This is a genomic window from Nonomuraea sp. NPDC003560 (assembly GCF_042878785.1).
Lineage (GTDB): Bacteria > Actinomycetota > Actinomycetes > Streptosporangiales > Streptosporangiaceae > Nonomuraea.
In genome coordinates this window covers 316,722-333,902 of sequence record NZ_JBIAOF010000001.1, presented here as the reverse complement: position 1 = coordinate 333,902, position 17,181 = coordinate 316,722, and the positions used below count along the sequence as shown (strand labels likewise).

12 protein-coding genes are annotated in these 17,181 nt (G+C 72.1%); 7 read left to right on the top strand and 5 right to left on the bottom strand.

From position 1 onward, the window contains the following. Positions 1 to 63: 63 nt before the first annotated feature. Positions 64 to 2,175 carry a M6 family metalloprotease domain-containing protein gene (locus tag ACFYUV_RS01635; protein WP_387663836.1) on the bottom strand — a complete coding sequence of 704 codons (2,112 nt, stop codon included), beginning with the start codon at positions 2,173 to 2,175 and terminating at the stop codon, positions 64 to 66. Between the two features lie 110 nt (positions 2,176 to 2,285). Here ACFYUV_RS01635 and ACFYUV_RS01630 point away from each other — a divergent pair, with 110 nt between their 5' ends. After that, positions 2,286 to 3,440, top strand: coding sequence for a PucR family transcriptional regulator (locus ACFYUV_RS01630; protein ID WP_387663834.1), 1,155 nt, complete (start codon positions 2,286 to 2,288; stop codon positions 3,438 to 3,440). Between the two features lie 189 nt (positions 3,441 to 3,629). Continuing rightward, positions 3,630 to 4,700 (top strand): hypothetical protein, encoded by a 1,071-nt coding sequence (locus tag ACFYUV_RS01625; RefSeq protein WP_387663832.1) that lies wholly within the window; start codon positions 3,630 to 3,632, stop codon positions 4,698 to 4,700. 75 nt (positions 4,701 to 4,775) lie between these two features. On the opposite strand, the gene ACFYUV_RS01620 is transcribed toward ACFYUV_RS01625, so the two are convergent. Next, positions 4,776 to 5,195 carry a MarR family winged helix-turn-helix transcriptional regulator gene (locus ACFYUV_RS01620; protein ID WP_387663830.1) on the bottom strand — a complete coding sequence of 140 codons (420 nt, stop codon included), beginning with the start codon at positions 5,193 to 5,195 and terminating at the stop codon, positions 4,776 to 4,778. 71 nt (positions 5,196 to 5,266) lie between these two features. On the opposite strand from ACFYUV_RS01620, the gene ACFYUV_RS01615 reads away from it, so the two are divergent. The 4 genes from ACFYUV_RS01615 to ACFYUV_RS01600 all read left to right on the top strand — a co-directional run bounded on the left by ACFYUV_RS01615 (position 5,267) and on the right by ACFYUV_RS01600 (position 10,399). Next, the gene (locus tag ACFYUV_RS01615) at positions 5,267 to 7,000 is read left to right on the top strand and encodes an ABC transporter ATP-binding protein (RefSeq protein WP_387663828.1); all 1,734 of its coding nucleotides are present in this window, start codon (positions 5,267 to 5,269) and stop codon (positions 6,998 to 7,000) included. 119 nt (positions 7,001 to 7,119) lie between these two features. Then, positions 7,120 to 8,400, top strand: coding sequence for an MFS transporter (locus tag ACFYUV_RS01610; protein ID WP_358284496.1), 1,281 nt, complete (start codon positions 7,120 to 7,122; stop codon positions 8,398 to 8,400). Positions 8,401 to 8,409: 9 nt separating this feature from the next. Further along, positions 8,410 to 9,990, top strand: a complete 1,581-nt coding sequence (locus ACFYUV_RS01605) for a gamma-glutamyltransferase family protein (protein ID WP_387663826.1) — start codon at positions 8,410 to 8,412, stop codon at positions 9,988 to 9,990. 82 nt (positions 9,991 to 10,072) lie between these two features. Beyond that, positions 10,073 to 10,399 (top strand): DUF5709 domain-containing protein, encoded by a 327-nt coding sequence (locus tag ACFYUV_RS01600; protein WP_352359025.1) that lies wholly within the window; start codon positions 10,073 to 10,075, stop codon positions 10,397 to 10,399. A 52-nt stretch (positions 10,400 to 10,451) separates the two neighbouring features. Here the strand turns inward: ACFYUV_RS01600 and ACFYUV_RS01595 are convergent, their stop codons facing one another. From ACFYUV_RS01595 to ppgK, 3 genes are all read right to left on the bottom strand, one after another. Then, complete coding sequence (locus ACFYUV_RS01595; RefSeq protein WP_387663823.1) at positions 10,452 to 11,114, bottom strand: HAD family hydrolase; 663 nt, start codon at positions 11,112 to 11,114, stop codon at positions 10,452 to 10,454. Between the two features lie 34 nt (positions 11,115 to 11,148). Next, positions 11,149 to 15,021 carry an ATP-dependent RNA helicase HrpA gene (gene hrpA, locus ACFYUV_RS01590; protein WP_387663821.1) on the bottom strand — a complete coding sequence of 1,291 codons (3,873 nt, stop codon included), beginning with the start codon at positions 15,019 to 15,021 and terminating at the stop codon, positions 11,149 to 11,151. A 142-nt stretch (positions 15,022 to 15,163) separates the two neighbouring features. Beyond that, on the bottom strand, positions 15,164 to 15,895 hold the full coding sequence (gene ppgK, locus ACFYUV_RS01585) for a polyphosphate--glucose phosphotransferase (RefSeq protein WP_364328860.1): 732 nt from the start codon (positions 15,893 to 15,895) through the stop codon (positions 15,164 to 15,166). Between the two features lie 119 nt (positions 15,896 to 16,014). Between ppgK and ACFYUV_RS01580 the strand changes: the two genes are divergently transcribed. Beyond that, on the top strand, positions 16,015 to 17,142 hold the full coding sequence (locus tag ACFYUV_RS01580) for a TIGR03118 family protein (protein WP_387663819.1): 1,128 nt from the start codon (positions 16,015 to 16,017) through the stop codon (positions 17,140 to 17,142). The last annotated feature ends 39 nt before the right edge of the window (positions 17,143 to 17,181 follow it).

The window sequence follows — 17,181 nt, the reverse complement described above, 5'->3', positions numbered from 1 at the left end:
CCCTTCCGGGGGTGATTCAAGCCGATGGGGCACGGCGAGCGCCAGCCGTACCCCATCGTTCCGCTACAGGCCGATCACGTGGCAGGTGGCCGTGGCGGTCTTGGTCGGGTCGCTCTCCGAGACCGCGGTGAGCTTGACGCGGGCCAGACGGTCGCCGCCGGGCGCGCGCACCGCGTTGACCGTCACCGGCGCCTGCTTGCCGAAGGCGACGGAGGCCAGGGCGTTGGGCACCTGGGCGGTCCAGCCCTTGCCCTGCACCTCGGCCTTGACCCGGTAGACGTCGGAGTCGAGGTAGGCGCTGACGTCCTCGGGGTGCTGCCCCTGGGCGGGGGCCGCCTTGCCGGTGTTGAACACCGGGAACGTGCAGGTGGAGACGTTCTTGCCGGTGGGGACGCCGGCCGCGGGCAGCACCCGCACGCCGCGCTTCTGCGGGCCCGCGCCGTCCAGCGACCGGATGGCGACGGTGTAGGACAGCTCGCCGTTCCGGTTGCGCTTGAGGTCGGTGACGTAGAAGTGCAGGCGGTTGGCCTGGTCCACGTACTCGTACTCGCTGCCGGAGTCGGTCCCGGCGTGGAAGAGGGCGTCGGAGAGCTGGCGGTAGTCGCCGACGGTGATCGGCACCTTGGTCCCGTCGGGCATCACGTAGTCGGTCATGCCGATGTCCTGCGGGTTGGCGTCGATCACCCACTCGAACGGCGCCCGGTCCTCGTTCTTGGTCTTGGCCAGGAGCACGCCGGAGTCGGGGGTGAAGGAGTCGGAGCCCATCCGGTCCACGACCTCGACCGTGTAGTTCTGGTAACCGCCGCGGTCGCACAGCGGGTCGGTCGCCGGGCAGGTGCTCTTGTCGCCGGGAGCGTCGAAGGAGATGTTGACGCCCGACAGGTCGTTCTGCCCCGGGCGCACGGCGCGGGCCAGGATCTTGGCCGTGACCAGGCCGGACTCGTCGAGCGCCTCACGCGACAGGCGCAGGACGTTCTGCTCGTCCACCATGCCGAGCTTGAGCTTGTTGCGCAGCATGTGCTGGGCGCCCATGGACGCGCCCGCCGTGGGCGGGATCAGCCAGCGGGAGTGCGGCCCGCCGGGGCCGTTGAAGCTGCCGCGGCTGAGCATCTCCCAGACGCCGGTGTACGCCCGGACCGGCGGCACCCCGTACGGGTTGTTGTAGTTGTCCAGCACGCCGAGGATGTGGCTGAACTCGTGGGCGTAGACGGCCATGCCGGAGCTCTCGGCCTGGACGGAGTCGACGCCGATGTTGGCGTTGGGCCAGAAGTTGGAAGCCGCCTGCCAGGAGGACCAGTCGACGTAGCGCGTCTTCAGCCAGTTGGGCAGGGCCGGGTCGGGCGGGCCCCACTCGTCGGGCACGTCCTCCTTGGTCGGGAACTTCATCATCCCGAACTCCTGCCAGGTGGACGACTCGTCCTGGCCGGCGCTGAGGTAGAAGACGAAGTCGTACTGCTTGGCGACGTCCTCGCCGACGGCGTTGATCCAGGCGTTGTGGCCGTCGGTGCGCAGGTTCTTGGTGCAGGTGTCGCCCGCCGGGCAGCCCGAGGTGCCGTTGAAGCCGGGCTCCAGCGCGTACTCGTGGTCCTTGCCCGGCATCGTGTACGGGCCGAACCCGGTCAGCTCGACGCCGTACCGGCCGCCGGAGTCCTCCATCCAGTACTCGTGGATGGTGTGACCCTTGTTGAGGTCGTTCGGGGTGTTGAGGAAGTCCTGGTAGAACTTGGCCACCTGGTCGCGCGGGACGTCATGGGCCTCGGCGCTCGGGTTGGCGTAGATCGTCGAGCCCTTGGGCTGGGTGACGACGAACGCCTGGTTGGGGTAGTCGAGCAGCACCAGCGCGCCCTTGAAGGTGCGCTTGGAGCCCTTGACGGCCGGGTCGTTCCAGTTCGTGCCCGGAGGCTTTTTGTAGTCCGCCCACGTCATGTGGTCGGGGTTCTCCCAGTTCTGCGGGTCGAGAGGCGTGAGGCCGCCGGGAGGACGGGCGCGCAACGTCTGGGCGTCGGCCGATTCGTCCTGCTGCCAGGGCTGGGTCTGCGGCCAGTGGTTCTGCCGCCAGGGGTACTCGGGATCGACGGTGGGGGGTGCTGCGGAAGCAGGGGTCGCCATCAGGCTCACCGGGAACAGCACGATGGCCGCCAGCAAACCCTTCAGCAGCTTCTTCGGGGCATTCACGGATTGACGGTATAGACGTTATTGACGGAGATCACCGATCAGCTGTAGGGAAGACGTGTAGCAACCCTTCCGACATTTGTCGAAATGTCCAGCGTGACCTAGGTGGAGCAGTGGCGGATCTCCAGCGGATCGTGGACGACCTCGCCGTGCGCCTCGGGCGTCCCCTCCTGCTGGAGGACCGCGTGCAGCGCGTGATCGCCTACAGCGAGCAGAACGGCGCCATGGACGACATCCGCCGCGACTCCATCCTGCGCCGGCACACCACCCCCGAGGTGCGCGAGTGGCTGCGGGCGGCCGGCGTGCACGAGGCGCAGGCCCCGCTGCGCACGGCCGGCGCGCCGCACCTGGGCCTGCTGCCGCGCGTGTGCGTCCCGCTGCGGCACGCCGACGCCCTGCTCGGCTTCCTGTGGTTCATCGACGCCGAGCCGGCCATGTCCGAGGAGAAGGTGGCCGAGGCCGTGGCGGCCGTCCCCGGGCTGGCGCTGGCGCTGTTCCACGAGAGCCTGGCGACCGGGCTGGCCTCCCACCGGGAGCTGGAGGCGGTCACCGGGCTGCTGCGCGGCGAGCGGGACGCGGCCAGGCAGCTCATCGAGGCGGGCGCGTTCCCGCAGGGCCAGCCGGTGACCGTGCTGGTGGCCCGGCCGCGCTCGGCCGAGCCCGACGAGGGGCTGCGCCTGGCGCTCGAACAGGGGCTGCTGGCGCTGCGCCGGCGGCTGAGCGGCCACCACCCGCTGCACCTGGTGCGCTACGACCACGCCGTGCTGCTCACCGCCGGACCGCCGGTCCCGCCCGACGAGCTGCACGCGGCCATGCCGGTGCCCGTGGTGGTGGGGGTCGGGCGCACCCGGCTCGAACTGGCGCAGGCGGCCGGGTCGTACGCGGAGGCCCGGCACGCGGCGGAGGTGACCGCGCGGGTGCCGGGGCTCGGACGGTCGGCCGAGTGGGCCCGGCTCGGCGTCTACCGGATGCTCACCCAGCTAGCGGACCAGGAGGTGCATCCCGGGCTCGACGGGCTGCTGGCCGACGAGCAGTACCTGCCGCTGCTGGAGACGCTGGAGACGTACCTGGACCTGGCGGGCAGCGCGGTGGCGACGTCCCGGGCGCTGCGGCTGCACCGCACCTCGCTGTACTACCGGCTGCAGCGGGTGGAGGAGCTGGCGCGTACGGACCTCAAGGACGGCGGCGAGCGGCTGGCCCTGCACCTCGGCCTGAAACTGGCCCGGCTGTCCGGCCGCTACCAGCCCCGGGACGCCCGCGGCGACTGATTGCCTTCGCCGCCGCCGCTCGCGTTTAATGCCAAAAGGGCAAATCCGACGGGAGCGCCGATGCCGGGTGCGAAGCGTGCTGCGCGGGTTCCAGGACGGGTGCCGGACCCGGATTCGGGGCGGGCTTCGGGGCCGGTTCGGGGGGCGGCGTTGGGGCCGTTTCCGGGGAGGCGTGCGCCCTCGCGCGTCGTGGCCCATTCCGCTCCGCTGGTGCTGCCGGTCTGCGCCGAGCCCGTGCGCGACGGGACGGTGGTGATCAGGGGCGGGCGGGTGCTCCAGGTGGGCTCGCGGGCCGAGCTGCTGTCCCGCTTCCGCGTCGCGGAGGAGGTCCGCTGGCCGGGCATGATCGTGGCCGGGCTGGTGGACGCCTGCTGCGCGCCGACGCCCCCGGGCCCCGGCGTCACCACGCGGGCCGCCGTGGTGTCCGACCCCGCCGATCTCGCCGGCGTTCCCGGCATCTCGTACGTCGAGGCGTCCAGCGCCGGCGAGCAGGAGTGGGAGGAGCACGACCGGGACGCGCTGATCACGGCGCTGCGCGAGGTGGACCGGCCGTGCCCGGTCGGCATCGCGGTCCGGACCCGCGATCCGCACGTGCTGGAGGACGTCGCCGTGCTGGCCAGGACATTCGGCCTGCGGCTGCTGGCCGGACTGGACCGGCACTCGCCCATGGCCCTGGACGAGGCCGGCGCGCTCGGCCCCCACTGTCACGTGGCCTGCGCCCGCCCGCTCGACCCCGGCGAGCGCAAGCTGCTGCGCCTGCGCCGGAGCGTGGTCGCGATCTGCCCGCCGGGGCAGGAGCAGGCCGCCGACGTGCTGGCCCTGCTGGAGGAGGGCAACCGCCTCGCCCTGGGCAGCCTCGCCCTGGGCAGCCACGCTCCCGGCCAGCACGCTCCGGGCCACCACGCTCCGGGCCACCACGCTCCGGGCCACCTCGACCCGAGCAGCCTCGACCCGGCCGGCGCCGGTACCGGCGACCTGCTCGGGCCCGGCGACCTGCTCGGGCTCGCGGCCGACGTCCGGCGGCGGGCCCGGGAGCTCGGACTGCGGGTTCGGGGACTGGACCGCCGCCTGGTCGAGGCCGCGACGCTGGGCGGGGCGCGGGCACTGGGCCTGGACGCCGGGCCGGGCCGGATCGGCTCCCTCGGGCCGGGCAGCCGGGCCGACTTCGCCGTCTTCGACGCCCGGGGACGCTACCCGTACTCGGCCCTTCTGGCCCGCCCACCCTGCCTGGCCACGGTCGTCGGCGGCGCGCTCACCTGAACAGGCCGCCCCTCCATGGCAGGGTCGTCGTCTGCGCGGTCATCCCGAACCCGTGCACGGTCGTCGGCGGCGCGGTCATCGGAACTGGCCGTCCACCGTGCCGAGCAGATCCCTGAGCTGGTCGCGCTGCTCCTGGGACAGCACCGCGAACAGGCCCTCGCCGGCCTCCCTGCGCGCGTCCCTGGCCCGTTCGGCCATGGCCCGGCCCGCGTCGGTGATCACGACGAGCGTCGAGCGGCGGTTGGCCGGATCGACCTCCCTGCGCACCAGCCCGGCCTCCTCCAGCGCGTCCACGACGGGCGTCAGCGAGCGCGGCACGATCCGCAGCTCGTCGGCCAGTTGCACCATCCGCAGCGGCCGGCCGGCCTCGCCGAGCACGCGCAACGCCCGAGCCTGTCCCGGATTGAGCCCGAGCGGCACCAGCCGATGCACGTATCCGTGTCGCAGACGCCTGCTGACCAGGTGCAAGAGCTCCGCGAGCTCCTTCTCTCCCATACCGACGATTTTAGCCGGAACAATTATGAGTTAACCTCTGTTTGAGTGGACATCCGAAAGGAGGCCCCATATTGGCCGACGAACCACGCGCGCCGCTGCGGCGCATCATCGGACTCTTCACCCCTTATCGCGGCCGGCTGATCCTGGTGGGCGCGTTCATCCTGCTGTCGTCCCTGGTCGGGCTGGCCTCGCCGTTCCTGCTGCGCGAGGTGCTGGACGTGGCGATCCCGTCCCGCGACGCGCTGCTGCTCACGCTGCTGGCGCTCGGCATGATCGCGGTCGCGGTCACCACGAGCGTGTTCGACGTGCTGCAGACGCTCATCTCCACCACCGTGGGCCAGCGGGTGATGCACGACCTGCGCATCTCGGTCTACTCCCACCTCCAGCGCATGTCGCTGGCGTTCTTCACCCGCACCAAGACAGGCGAGGTTCAGTCGCGCATCGCCAACGACATCGGCGGCATGCAGTCGGTGGTCACCTCGACCGCGACCTCGATCATCTCCAACCTCACCACCGTCATCGCCACGATCGTGGCCATGCTCGCCCTCGACTGGCGGCTGACGGTGATCTCGCTGCTGCTGCTTCCGGTGTTCGTGTGGATCAGCAGGAAGGTCGGCGCCGAGCGTAAGCGCATCACCAACGAACGGCAGCGCAAGCTCGCCGTGATCTCCTCGATGGTCCAGGAGTCGCTGTCGATCAGCGGCGTCCTGCTGGGCCGGACGATGGGCCGCTCCGCCGAGCTGACCGACCGGTTCGGCCGCGCCTCCGACGAGCTGGCCGAGCTCGGCGTACGGACGAGCATGGCCGGACGCTGGCGGCAGTCGTCGATCCAGATCATCATGGCCGCGATGCCCGCCCTGATCTACTGGGCCGTGGGCTACACCGGCATCATCTCCGTCGGCACCCTGGTCGCCTTCACCACGCTGCAGTCGAGCCTGTTCCGGCCGACGGTGTCGCTGCTGCGGCTGGGCGTCGAGGTGCAGAGCTCGCTGGCGCTGTTCGGCCGCATCTTCGAGTACCTGGACCTGTCGGTGGACATCCACCCCGGCACCCGCACCCTCGACCGGGTACGCGGCGAGGTGCGCTTCGAGCGGGTCGACTTCGCCTACGAGGACGAGCGCACCCTGCACGCCGTCGACGTCACCGTCCCCGCGGGCACGACGCTGGCCGTCGTGGGCGAGACCGGCTCGGGCAAGACCACCCTCAGCTACCTGCTCCCCCGCCTGTACGACGTGACCGGCGGCCGGGTCACCATCGACGGCGTGGACGTACGCGACCTGACGTTCGAGACGCTGAGCGAGGTCGTCGGGGTGGTCTCGCAGGAGACGTACCTGTTCCACGCCTCGATCGCGGACAACCTGCGCTTCGCCCGTCCGGCGGCCACCGACGAGGAGCTGGAGGCGGCGGCGCGGGCCGCGCGCATCCACGACCACATCGCCTCGCTGCCCGACGGCTACGACACGATGGTGGGCGAGCGCGGCTACCGGTTCTCCGGCGGCGAGAAGCAGCGCCTGGCCATCGCCCGCACGCTGCTGCGCAACCCGCCGGTGCTGATCCTCGACGAGGCCACCAGCGCCCTCGACACCCAGACCGAGCGAGCCGTCCAGGAAGCCCTGGACACGCTGGCGCGGGGGCGTACGACGATCACGATCGCCCACCGCCTGTCGACCGTCCGCGACGCGGACCAGATCGTCGTGCTCGACCACGGCAAGGTCGTCGAGCGCGGCACCCACGACGAGCTGATGGCGCTCGGCGGCCACTACGCGGCCCTGGTGGATCGGGACCGCCCCCTCGAACTGGTCTAATTTTTCACGCTAAACCTGTTTTAACCGTGTCTTACCTCACATTTCGGGCAAATCGGAATCGTCGCGATCGTGGCGCGCGTTGACTCCCGCGTTTCCCCGTACCGAGGCTAGGACCAGTCTTGCCACCGCGCTCCTCCACCTTCCGCGCCCTGCGCCACCACAACTACCGGCTCTGGGCGGGAGCCGACATCGTCTCCGTCACCGGCACCTGGATGCAGGTCCTGGGGGTGAACTGGCTCATCCTCACCATGACGGGGTCGGCCACCAGCGTGGGGCTGAGCCTGGTGATGCAGGCGCTGCCGACGCTGCTGCTGGGCATGTGGGGCGGCGCGCTGGCCGACCGGCTGCCGACCCGGCCCGTCGTCGTCGCCGCGCAGCTCGCGCAGGCCGCGCTGGCCGCCGTCCTGGCGCTGATCGCCTTCTCCGGCGCCGACTCCGTCGTGCCGATCTACGCGGTCGCGCTGGCGGGCGGCGTGGTCTCCGCGCTCGGCGGGCCCGCGCTCGGACGCTTCGGGGCCGAGGTGGTGCCACCGGCCGACCTGCCCAACGCCATGGCGCTCGGCTCGATCCTGAACTCCTCAGGACGCATCCTCGGCATGAGCCTGGCCGGCGTGCTGCTGCCGTTGACCGGCAACGGCGGGCTCTTCCTGCTCAACGCGGCCACCTTCTTCGTCGTGATCGCGGCCGTCGCGCTCATGCGGCGCGCGGAGTTCCACCGGCTCGCCGGCTCCGAGCGGCAGCCCGGCGCGGTCGCGGCCGGCCTGCGGTACGTGCTGCGCACCCCCTGGCTGCTCGTGGTGCTGGCGCTCTCGCTCGTGCTGGGCAGCCTCGGCCGCAACTACCAGGTCACCATGGCCGCCATGAGCGCGGGCCCGCTGGCGGCCGGCGCCGCCGGGTACGGCCTGCTGTCCAGCGTGTTCGCCGCCGGCACGGTCGTGGGCGGCTTCCTGGCCGCCGCCCGCCCGCACCTGACGATCCGGCTGCTGCTGATCACCGCGTTCCTGACCGGGGTCGCGCAGACGCTGAGCGGCCTGATGCCCGCTCTGGGGACGTTCGCCGCGATGATGCTGCCGATCGCGGCGGGCGCGGTGATCATCGACACCACGGTCTCGGCGCGGGCGCAGCTCGACAGCCCCGACGAGATGCGCGGGCGGGTCATCGCCGCGCTGGGCATGGTGAGCGCGGGCGCGGGCGCGATCGGCGGGCCGCTGCTCGGCTGGCTGAGCGACGCGTTCGGGCCGCGCCTGTCGCTGGGCATCGGCGGCGTGTCGTGCGTGGCCGCGACCCTGCTCGCGGCGCTCGCGCTGGCCCGCCTGTCCGGCCGGACCGTCCGGCAGGCGGCCTTCCGTCCGCTCCTGGAGAACCGCCTGGAGAACCGGCTGGCCCCGGAACGGGCTTAGTCTCTTCACGTGCACAACACCAGATACGCCCCGAACGGCATGGTCTGCAGCGTCGACCACCTGGCCTCGGCCGCCGGGGTGGGCGCGCTGGACCGCGGCGGTTCGGCGGCCGACGCGGCGATCGCGGCCAACGCCGTGCTCGCCGTGGTCGCGCCGCACATGTGCGGGCTCGGCGGAGACCTGTTCGCGCTCGTCCACGACGGCACGGCCACCGGCGCAGTCACCGGCACGGCCGCCGGCACAGTCACCGCGCTCAACGCCTCCGGCCGCGCCGGGTCCGGCGCCGACCCCGCCCGGCTGCGCGCCGAGGGGCACACCCGCATGCCGCACCTGCACGACGTCAGGTCCGTGCCGGTGCCCGGCTGCGTCGACGGGTGGCTCGCCCTGCACGCCAGGCACGGCCGGCTGCCCATGGCCGAGCTGCTGCGGCCCGCGATCGCGCTGGCCCGCGACGGCTTCCCCGCCTCCCCGCTGCTGGTCCCCGGCGCCCGTACGGCGGCCGCGCGGCCGGGCGGCGGCGACTTCGCCCCCGTCCGCCAGGCCGGCGACCGCGTCACCCGCCCCGGCGTGGCCCGCGCGCTCCAGGCGGTGGCCGACGGCGGCCGCGACGGCTTCTACCTCGGCGAGTTCGGACAGGGCCTGATCGAGCTCGGCGCGGGCGAGTACACCGCCGCCGACCTGGCCGCCCCCGGCGCCGACTGGGTCGAGCCGCTGCGGGTGCGCGCCTTCGGCCACGACGTCTGGTCGATGCCGCCCAACTCCCAGGGTTACCTGCTGCTGATGTCCCTGGCCGTCCTCGACGGGCTCGACCTGCCCGCCTCGCCCCGCCATCCGGCCTGGGCCCACCTGCTGGCCGAGGCCGCCAGGGCCGCCGGGCACGACCGGCTCGACCTGCTGCACGAAGACGCCAAAGACCTGCTCGACCCCGGCGAGATCGCCCGCCGCCGGGCCCTGGTCGACCCGGTCAGGCGCAGCCGCCTGCGGGCTCCGTCCGCCGACGGTGACACGACGTACCTGTGCGCGGTCGACGGCGACGGCATGGGGGTGTCGCTGATCCAGTCGAACGCGTCCGGGTTCGGCGGCATGCTCTTCGAGCCGCGTACCGGGATCAACCTCCACAACCGTGGCATCGGTTTCTCGCTGCGTCCCGGCCACCCGGCCGAGTACGGCCCCGGCCGCCGTCCGCCGCACACCCTGGCCCCCGCGCTGATCACCCGTCCCGGCGGCGGGCTGCGCACGGTCGTGGGCACGATGGGCGGCGACGCCCAGCCGCAGATCCTGGCCCAGGTCATCACCCGCCTGCTGCATCACGGCGAGGAGCCCGGCCAGGCGCTCGCCGCGCCGCGCTGGCGGCTGGGCAGCGGCAACGGCAACGGCTTCGACACCTGGGACGCCCCCGACGACGCCGTGCTCGACCTGGAGGAGGGCACGACCTGGGCCGACGGCCTGACCGCGCTCGGCCACCCGGTGCGCACGCTGCCGTACGGCGGCTCCTTCGGCCACGCCCACCTCATCGACGTGCGCCCCGACGGCATGCTGGCCGGCGCCGCCGACCCCCGCTCCCTGGTCGGCGCCGCGATCGGCCGCTAGATGGACAAGGATGAGCTACCGGAGGCCCTAAGCCGGGCCAAGTCGTAGGATTCCGGTCCGTACGGTGGGTAGAGGGCGCAGTATGAGCGAACTACCTCCGGACCGATTCGGCATGGCCGACGAGCAGGACATCGAGGTCAGGGAGTGGACCGACGACCTCGGCCTGCACCACGAGGTCAAAGAGGACGACCCCCAGCACGAGGCCACGCTCGACGAACGGCTGCGCCAGGAGTTGCCCGACCGCCCGCGCCGCGCCCCGCGCGAGGAGCACCGCCTGACCGAGCCCGACGAGGGCGCCCACCCCGACACCGAGGACGAGGCCATCGGCGTGGACTGGGACGCGGACCGGGAGGACCTGTCGGCCGAGGAGCGCGCCCTGCGCATCGACCCCGACGAGGACCTCACCTGACCCGCACACCCCTCGCACGGCTCACCTGGGGCCCGGAAGCCCCTCGCGGGCCTCAGGTGAGGCGGCGCAGGGCGGGGAGCAGGGCGTGCAGGTCGTCGACGATCATGTCGGCGGCCTTCGCCTGCGGGCGCTCGGCGTGCAGGAAGCCCCAGGGGCCGCGGCGCAGCAACGCCGTGCGCATGCCCGCACGGGCGGCGGGCAGCACGTCGTTGTCGAGCCGGTCGCCGACGTAGAGGATCTCGCCGGGCTCACGATCGGCCACCGAGGCCACCTTGGCGAAGAACTCGGGGGCGGGCTTGGACAACCCCCAGCCCTCGGAGGTGTGCACCGAATCGACCGGCAGGTCCATCGCCACGAGGGCGTCGAAGGCCCGGCTGGGCTGGTTGCCGGCGATGATCACCTGGAACCCGGCCGCGCGCAGCGCCGCCAGGGCCTCCCGGACGTCGGGGTAGAGGTCGTCGGCGTCGAAGTGGTTGCGCAGCCCGGCCGGGTCGTCGCGCTCCCAGGCGGCGATCTCCGCCTGCACGTCGAGACCGGGCCGGACGAGCTCGAACGCCTCACGGTGGGAACGGTCGAGCGCCGCCATGCCGCCGAGCGCGCCCATGAGCACGAACCTGCTGACCCCCAGCCGGTCGGCCCAGCGCGACCAGATGCGCGTCTCGTCGATCAGCGTCTCGCCGACGTCGAGCACGACGGCCTTGACGGCCTTGACCATCACTCCCCCTGTACGTCCGTGTGAAGCCCCGAGCTCAGGGCCGCAGCTTCTCCATCGCCTTGGCGATGCGTTTCTCCGACACCGGCGTGGGGGTGCCGAGGGTCTGGGCGAAGAAGCTGACCCGCAGCTCCTCGATCATCCAGCGGATATCCGTCACGTCGGGGTCGCCCCGGCGGGCCGGGTGGAGGCTCGCCAGCAGGTCATGGTAGTCGTCCTCGATCTTGTGCACGCGGTCCATCCACTCCTCGTCCCGCCAGGGCTCCTCCGGGAGCTTGGTGAGACGCCGCTCGATGGCCCGCAGGTAACGCAGGACGTCGGGCAGGCGGCGGGTGCCGGTGGCGGTGACGAAGCCCTTGAAGACGAGCTTGCCGAGCTGCTCGCGCACGTCGTCGGTCGACGCGCTCGCGCGCAGGCCGTCGAGGCGGGTGCCCACGGCGTGCCAGACGCTCAGGATCTGCTCGACCTTGGCCAGCACGTCGGCCGCAGTGTCGTGCAGCTCGGCCCGGACGTGCTGGTGGAGGCGGTCGAAGCCGGCCGGGTCCCAGGCCGGGCCGCCGAGGTCGAGCATCAGCTTGTCGACGGCCGCGTTGACGACGTCGTCGAACAGCGCCACGGCGCCGCCGTGGGGGCTGCGCGACAGCGCCAGCTTGGCCTGGTTGGACAGGCCGCCGAGCAGCGACCTGGCCGGGTTGGTGACGTTGAGCAGGAGCAGCCGCCGGGTGCCGGGCCAGTGGGCGCGGCGCTGCTCGGCGGCCGTCTCGAAGATCTTGACGGAGACCGACTCGCCCGCGTCGACGAGCGCCGGGTAGCCCTTCATCCGGCCCTGTTCGAACACCTTGGGCAGGGTGCCGAAGCTCCAGGTGCGCAGGCCCGTGCGCTCCAGGTCGTCGCCGGCCTCCGACAGGGTCTTGCGCAGGCGCGGCGCGAGCCGGCGCTTGAGCGCGTCGAGGTCTTTGTCCTCGGCCACCGTGCGCTTGCGCTCGTCGATCACCCGGTAGGTGATGCGCAGGTGGTCGGGCACCTGGTCGAGCTGCCAGGCCTCGCGCGGCACCCGGACGCCGGTGAGCCGCAGCAGCTCGCGCTCCACGGCCTCCAGCAGCGGCTCGCCGCCCTGCCTGACCCCGGTCAGCACCTGCCTGGCGTAGTTGGGGGCGGGCACGAAGTTGCGGCGCAGGTGTTTGGGCAGCGACCGGATCAGCGCGGTGATCAGGTCTTCGCGCAGGCCCGGGATCTGCCAGTCGAAGCCGTCGGAGTTCACCTGGTTGAGCACCTGCAACGGCACGTGGACGGTGACGCCGTCGGCGTTGGCGCCCGGCTCGAACTGGTAGGTCAGCTTCATCCGCTGACCGAGCTGCTTCCAGGTGTCGGGATAGTCGCGGGCGCTGATGTCGGCGCCCTCGTTGACCAGCATCTCCGGCGAGAACGTGAGCAGCTCGGGCTGCTCACGCCCGGCCTTCTTCCACCAGGAGTCGAAGTGCCTGGCCGAGACGACGTCGGCGGGGACGCGCTGGTCGTAGAAGTCGTACAGGACCTCCTCGTCGACCATGATGTCGCGGCGGCGGGCCCGGTTCTCCAGCTCCTCGACCTCTTCGAGCAGCCGGCGGTTGTCCTTGAGGAAGCGGTGGTGGGTGTCCCAGTCGCCCTCGACCAGGGCGTGCCGGATGAACAGCTCGCGTGACAGGTCGGGGTCGATGCGGCCGTAGTTGACCTTGCGGCCGACCACGAGCGGCACGCCGTACAGGGTGACCTTCTCCAGGGCGATCACCGCGCCCTGGTTCTTCTCCCAGTGGGGCTCGGAGTAGGTGCGCTTGACCAGGTGCTGGGCGAGCGGCTCGACCCAGTCGGGCTCGATCTTGGCGTTGACCCGGGCCCACAGCCGCGAGGTCTCGACCAGCTCGGCCGACATCACCCACTGCGGCTGCTTCTTGGCCAGGGCCGAGCCGGGGAAGATCGCGAAGCGGGCGTTGCGCGCGCCGATGTACTCCTGCATCGGCCGCCGCCCGTCGGCGGCGCGCTGCTTGTCCATGACGTCCTTGACGCCGATGTGCGACAGCAGGCCGACCAGCAGCGACACGTGCACCTGGTAGGGGTCGGCGGGCACGCTGCCGGGCTGGGCGCCGAGCGCCTGGCGGACCTGGCTGTAGATGTCCTGCCACTCGCGGACCCGCAGGTAGTTGAGGAACTCGGCCTTGCACAGCCGCCGGAACGCGCTGGAGGACAGCTCCTTCTGCTTGTCGCGCAGGTAGTTCCACAGGTTGAGGTAGGTCAGGAAGTCGGACTCGGGGTCGGCGAAGCGCCGGTGCTTCTCGTCGGCCTGCTGCTGCTTGTCGGACGGCCGCTCGCGCGGGTCCTGGATGGACAGGGCGGAGGCGATCACCATGACCTCGCGCAGGCAGCCGTTCTTCTCGGCCTCCAGCACCATGCGGCCGAGGCGCGGGTCGACCGGCAGGCTCGCCAGCTTGCGGCCGATTCCGGTGAGCTTGCCCTGGGCGTCGAACGCGCCCAGCTCGTGGAGCAGGTTGACGCCGTCCTTGACCTGCCGGCGGTCGGGCGGCTCGACGAACGGGAACGCCTCGATGTCGCCCAGCCCGATCGAGGTCATCTGCAGGATGACCGAGGCCAGGTTGGTGCGCAGGATCTCCGGGTCGGTGAACTCCGGCCGGGAGAGGAAGTCCTCCTCCTCGTAGAGCCGGATGCAGATGCCGTCGGAGGTGCGGCCCGAGCGGCCCTTGCGCTGGTTGGCGCTGGCCTGCGAGATGGGCTCGATGGGCAGGCGCTGGACCTTGGTGCGGTGGCTGTAGCGGGAGATGCGGGCGAAACCCGGATCGACCACGTATTTGATGCCGGGCACGGTCAGCGAGGTCTCGGCCACGTTGGTGGCCAGCACGATCCGGCGGCCGGTGTGGCGCTGGAAGACGCGGTGCTGCTCGGCGGCGCTCAGCCGGGCGTAGAGCGGCAGGATCTCGGTGTTGCGGAAGTCGGCCTTGGACAGGGCGTCGGCGGCGTCGCGGATCTCCCGCTCGCCGGACAGGAAGACCAGGATGTCGCCGGGCCCCTCGGTGACCAGCTCGCGGCAGGCGTCGACGATGCCGCCGGTCTGGTCGTCGTCCTCCGCCAGCGGGCGGTAGCGGACCTCGACCGGGTAGGTGCGGCCGGAGACCTCGATGATCGGCGCGTCGCCGAAGTGGCGGGAGAAGCGCTCGGGGTCGATGGTGGCGCTGGTGATGACGACCTTGAGGTCGGGGCGCTGCGGGAGGAGCTGTTTGAGGTAGCCGAGGATGAAGTCGATGTTGAGGCTGCGCTCGTGGGCCTCGTCGATGATCAGGGTGTCGTACTGGTCGAGCATGCGGTCGTTCTGCAGCTCGGCCAGCAGGATGCCGTCGGTCATCAGCTTGACCAGCGTGCGGTCGCTCGCCTGGTCGGTGAAGCGCACCTTGTAGCCGACGACCTCGCCGAGCTCGGTGCCGAGCTCCTCGGCGACGCGCTCGGCGACGGTGCGGGCGGCGATGCGGCGCGGCTGGGTGTGGCCGATCAGCCCGCGCACGCCGCGCCCTAGCTCAAGGCAGATCTTGGGGATCTGGGTGGTCTTGCCGGAGCCCGTCTCGCCCGCGATGATCACGACCTGGTGGTCGCGGATGGCGGCCAGGATGTCGTCCTTGCGCTGGGAGACCGGCAGGTTCTCCGGGTAGCGGACCTGCGGCACGGCCTCGCGGCGGCGCGCCAGCCGCTGCTCGGCGCGCTCGACGTCGGCGAGGATCTCGGTGACGATCTTGTCCCGGGCGTCGCGGGAGCGGACCCGGCGCATGCCGTCGAGCCTGCGCCGCAGCCGCCGCTGGTCGCGCGGCATGAGCTCGGGCAGGCGGGACTGGAGGTCGGCGAGCGGAGAGGACAACGAAGGCGTTCCCATACTGCTTTCAGGATATTTGAGCCCCGTGGCCCCGGAGCCAACGGCCCATGGTGCCCGACGCGACCCGCCCCCCGCATCCCAATATCGCGCCCGGCACCGCGGCCGCGCTGCCCGGCCGTGCCGGGACGGCGGCCGCGGCCCCCTACCGCGCCGGCCGGGTGGTGGCGGCGTGGCGGGCGGCGCCGATGATGCCGGCCTCGTTCTGCAGGGCGGCGGGGACCACTGGAGTGTCGATGGTGACGTGCGGCAGGAACTTGTCGGCCTTCTTGCTCACGCCCCCGCCGATCACGATCAGCCCCGGCGAGAACAGCATCTCCACGTGCCTGAGGTACTCCTCGACCCGCTCGGCCCACTTCTCCCAGCTCAGGTCGTGCTCCTCGCGGGCCCGCGCCGACGCGCGCTCCTCGGCGTCCTTGCCGCGCAGCTCCAGGTGGCCGAGCTCGGTGTTGCAGACGAGTGTGCCGTCGGCGAACAGGGCGCTGCCGATGCCGGTGCCGAAGGTCAGGATCAGCACCGTGCCCTTCTGGTCGCGGCCCCTGCCGAAGGTCATCTCGGCGATGCCGGCGGCGTCGGCGTCGTTGAGCACCGTCGCGCCGCCGAAGAGCGCGGCGGCGTCGACGCCGATCCACGAGTGGTGGACGTTGGCCGCCGTCTGCACGACCCCGTCGACGACGACGCCGGGGAAGGTGACGCCGACCGGGCCGTCCCAGTCGAAATGCTTGACGATCTCGGCCACCACCTCGGCCACCCCCTCGGGCTTGGCCGGCTGGGGCGTGGCGATGCGCAACCGCTCCTGGACGAGCTCTCCGGCCTCGGTGTCGACCGGGGCGCCCTTGATTCCCGAACCGCCGATGTCGATGCCCAACACGTTCATGACTCTCCTTCTCCCCCGCCCTGGACGGGAAAACTCACCCGCCGGTATTTCCGGCCCCGCTGAACCCGCTCCGCGTCCGCCGCGTATCTCGCGTCACAAGCGCTCACTAGGAGGCACGGATGCGGCTCCGCATCATCACGCTCTGCGCTGTCGCCGTCGTGGCGGGGACGACCCTCACCGCCCCCGCGCAGGCGACCACCAGGACCCGTTTCGACGTCATCAACCTTGTGTCGGACGTCAAGGGCAAGGCCCCGGTCACCGACCCCAAGGTCGTCAACCCGTGGGGCCTGGCCATGGGCAAGACCTTGTGGGTCTCCAACGCCGGCACCGGCACCGCCACCGTCTACTCCGGCACGGGCCGTAAGGAGAAGACGGAGGTGTGGATCCCGGGCGGCTCCCCGACCGGCCAGGTGTTCAACCCGGGTGACGGCTTCACCGTGAAGGGGCGACCGGCCACGTTCATCTTCTGCAGCCCGAGCGGCGCGATCACCGGCTGGAACGCCGAGGCCGACCCGGCCAACGCCGTGATCGCCGCGTTCACCCGCGGCGCCGACTACAAGGGCCTGGAGCTCGTACGGACCAACGAGGGCGAGTTCCTGCTGGCCGCCGACTTCGCCCACGGCCGGGTGCACGCCTTCGACGAGAACTTCCGGCGCATCCGCCTGGCCGGCTGGCAGTTCCAGGACTCGCGGGTGCCGCGCGGCTACAACGCCTACAACGTGGCCGTGGTCAACGGCAGCGTGTGGGTGGCGTACGCGCTGCGCGACCGTACCACCGGCAAGCCCGTCTTCGGCGCCGGCAAGGGCTTCGTGAGCCGCTTCAACGCCGACGGCCGCCTGACCGGCCGCATCTCCAGGGTCGGGCTCGACGCGCCCTGGGCCATGACCGCCGCGCCGCGCGGCTGGGGCCAGTACGCGGGCGCCCTGCTGGTCGGCAACTTCGGCGACGGCACCGTGCACGCCTACAAGGGCGACCGCCACCTGGGCGCGATCACCACGTCCGGCGGCCGGCCCGTCAAGCTCCCCGGCCTGTGGGACCTCGAACCCGGCACCGCGGCCACCGGCGGCGTGAACACGCTGTGGTTCTCGGCCGGCATCGAGGGCGCCAAGCACGGCCTGATCGGCGTGATCGCGCCCGCCGGCACGAAGCCGACCTCCACGGCCGCCGCCCCCGCGAGCACGCCGGCGCCCACCCGCTCCGCCGCCCCCAGGACGAAGTCGCCCTACGGCGGCGGCAGCGGCTACTGACCGCAGCCACGACCGGGCCCATGATCGGGCCCACGACCG

Coding starts and splice junctions, on each gene's coding strand:
- ACFYUV_RS01620 (WP_387663830.1), bottom strand. CDS start 5,195: ATGGGAGAGAAGGAGCTCGCGGAGCTCTTGCACCTGGTCAGCAGGCGT.
- ACFYUV_RS01600 (WP_352359025.1), top strand. CDS start 10,073: ATGAGCGAACTACCTCCGGACCGATTCGGCATGGCCGACGAGCAGGAC.
- ACFYUV_RS01595 (WP_387663823.1), bottom strand. CDS start 11,114: ATGGTCAAGGCCGTCAAGGCCGTCGTGCTCGACGTCGGCGAGACGCTG.
- hrpA (WP_387663821.1), bottom strand. CDS start 15,021: ATGGGAACGCCTTCGTTGTCCTCTCCGCTCGCCGACCTCCAGTCCCGC.
- ppgK (WP_364328860.1), bottom strand. CDS start 15,895: ATGAACGTGTTGGGCATCGACATCGGCGGTTCGGGAATCAAGGGCGCC.
- ACFYUV_RS01580 (WP_387663819.1), top strand. CDS start 16,015: ATGCGGCTCCGCATCATCACGCTCTGCGCTGTCGCCGTCGTGGCGGGG.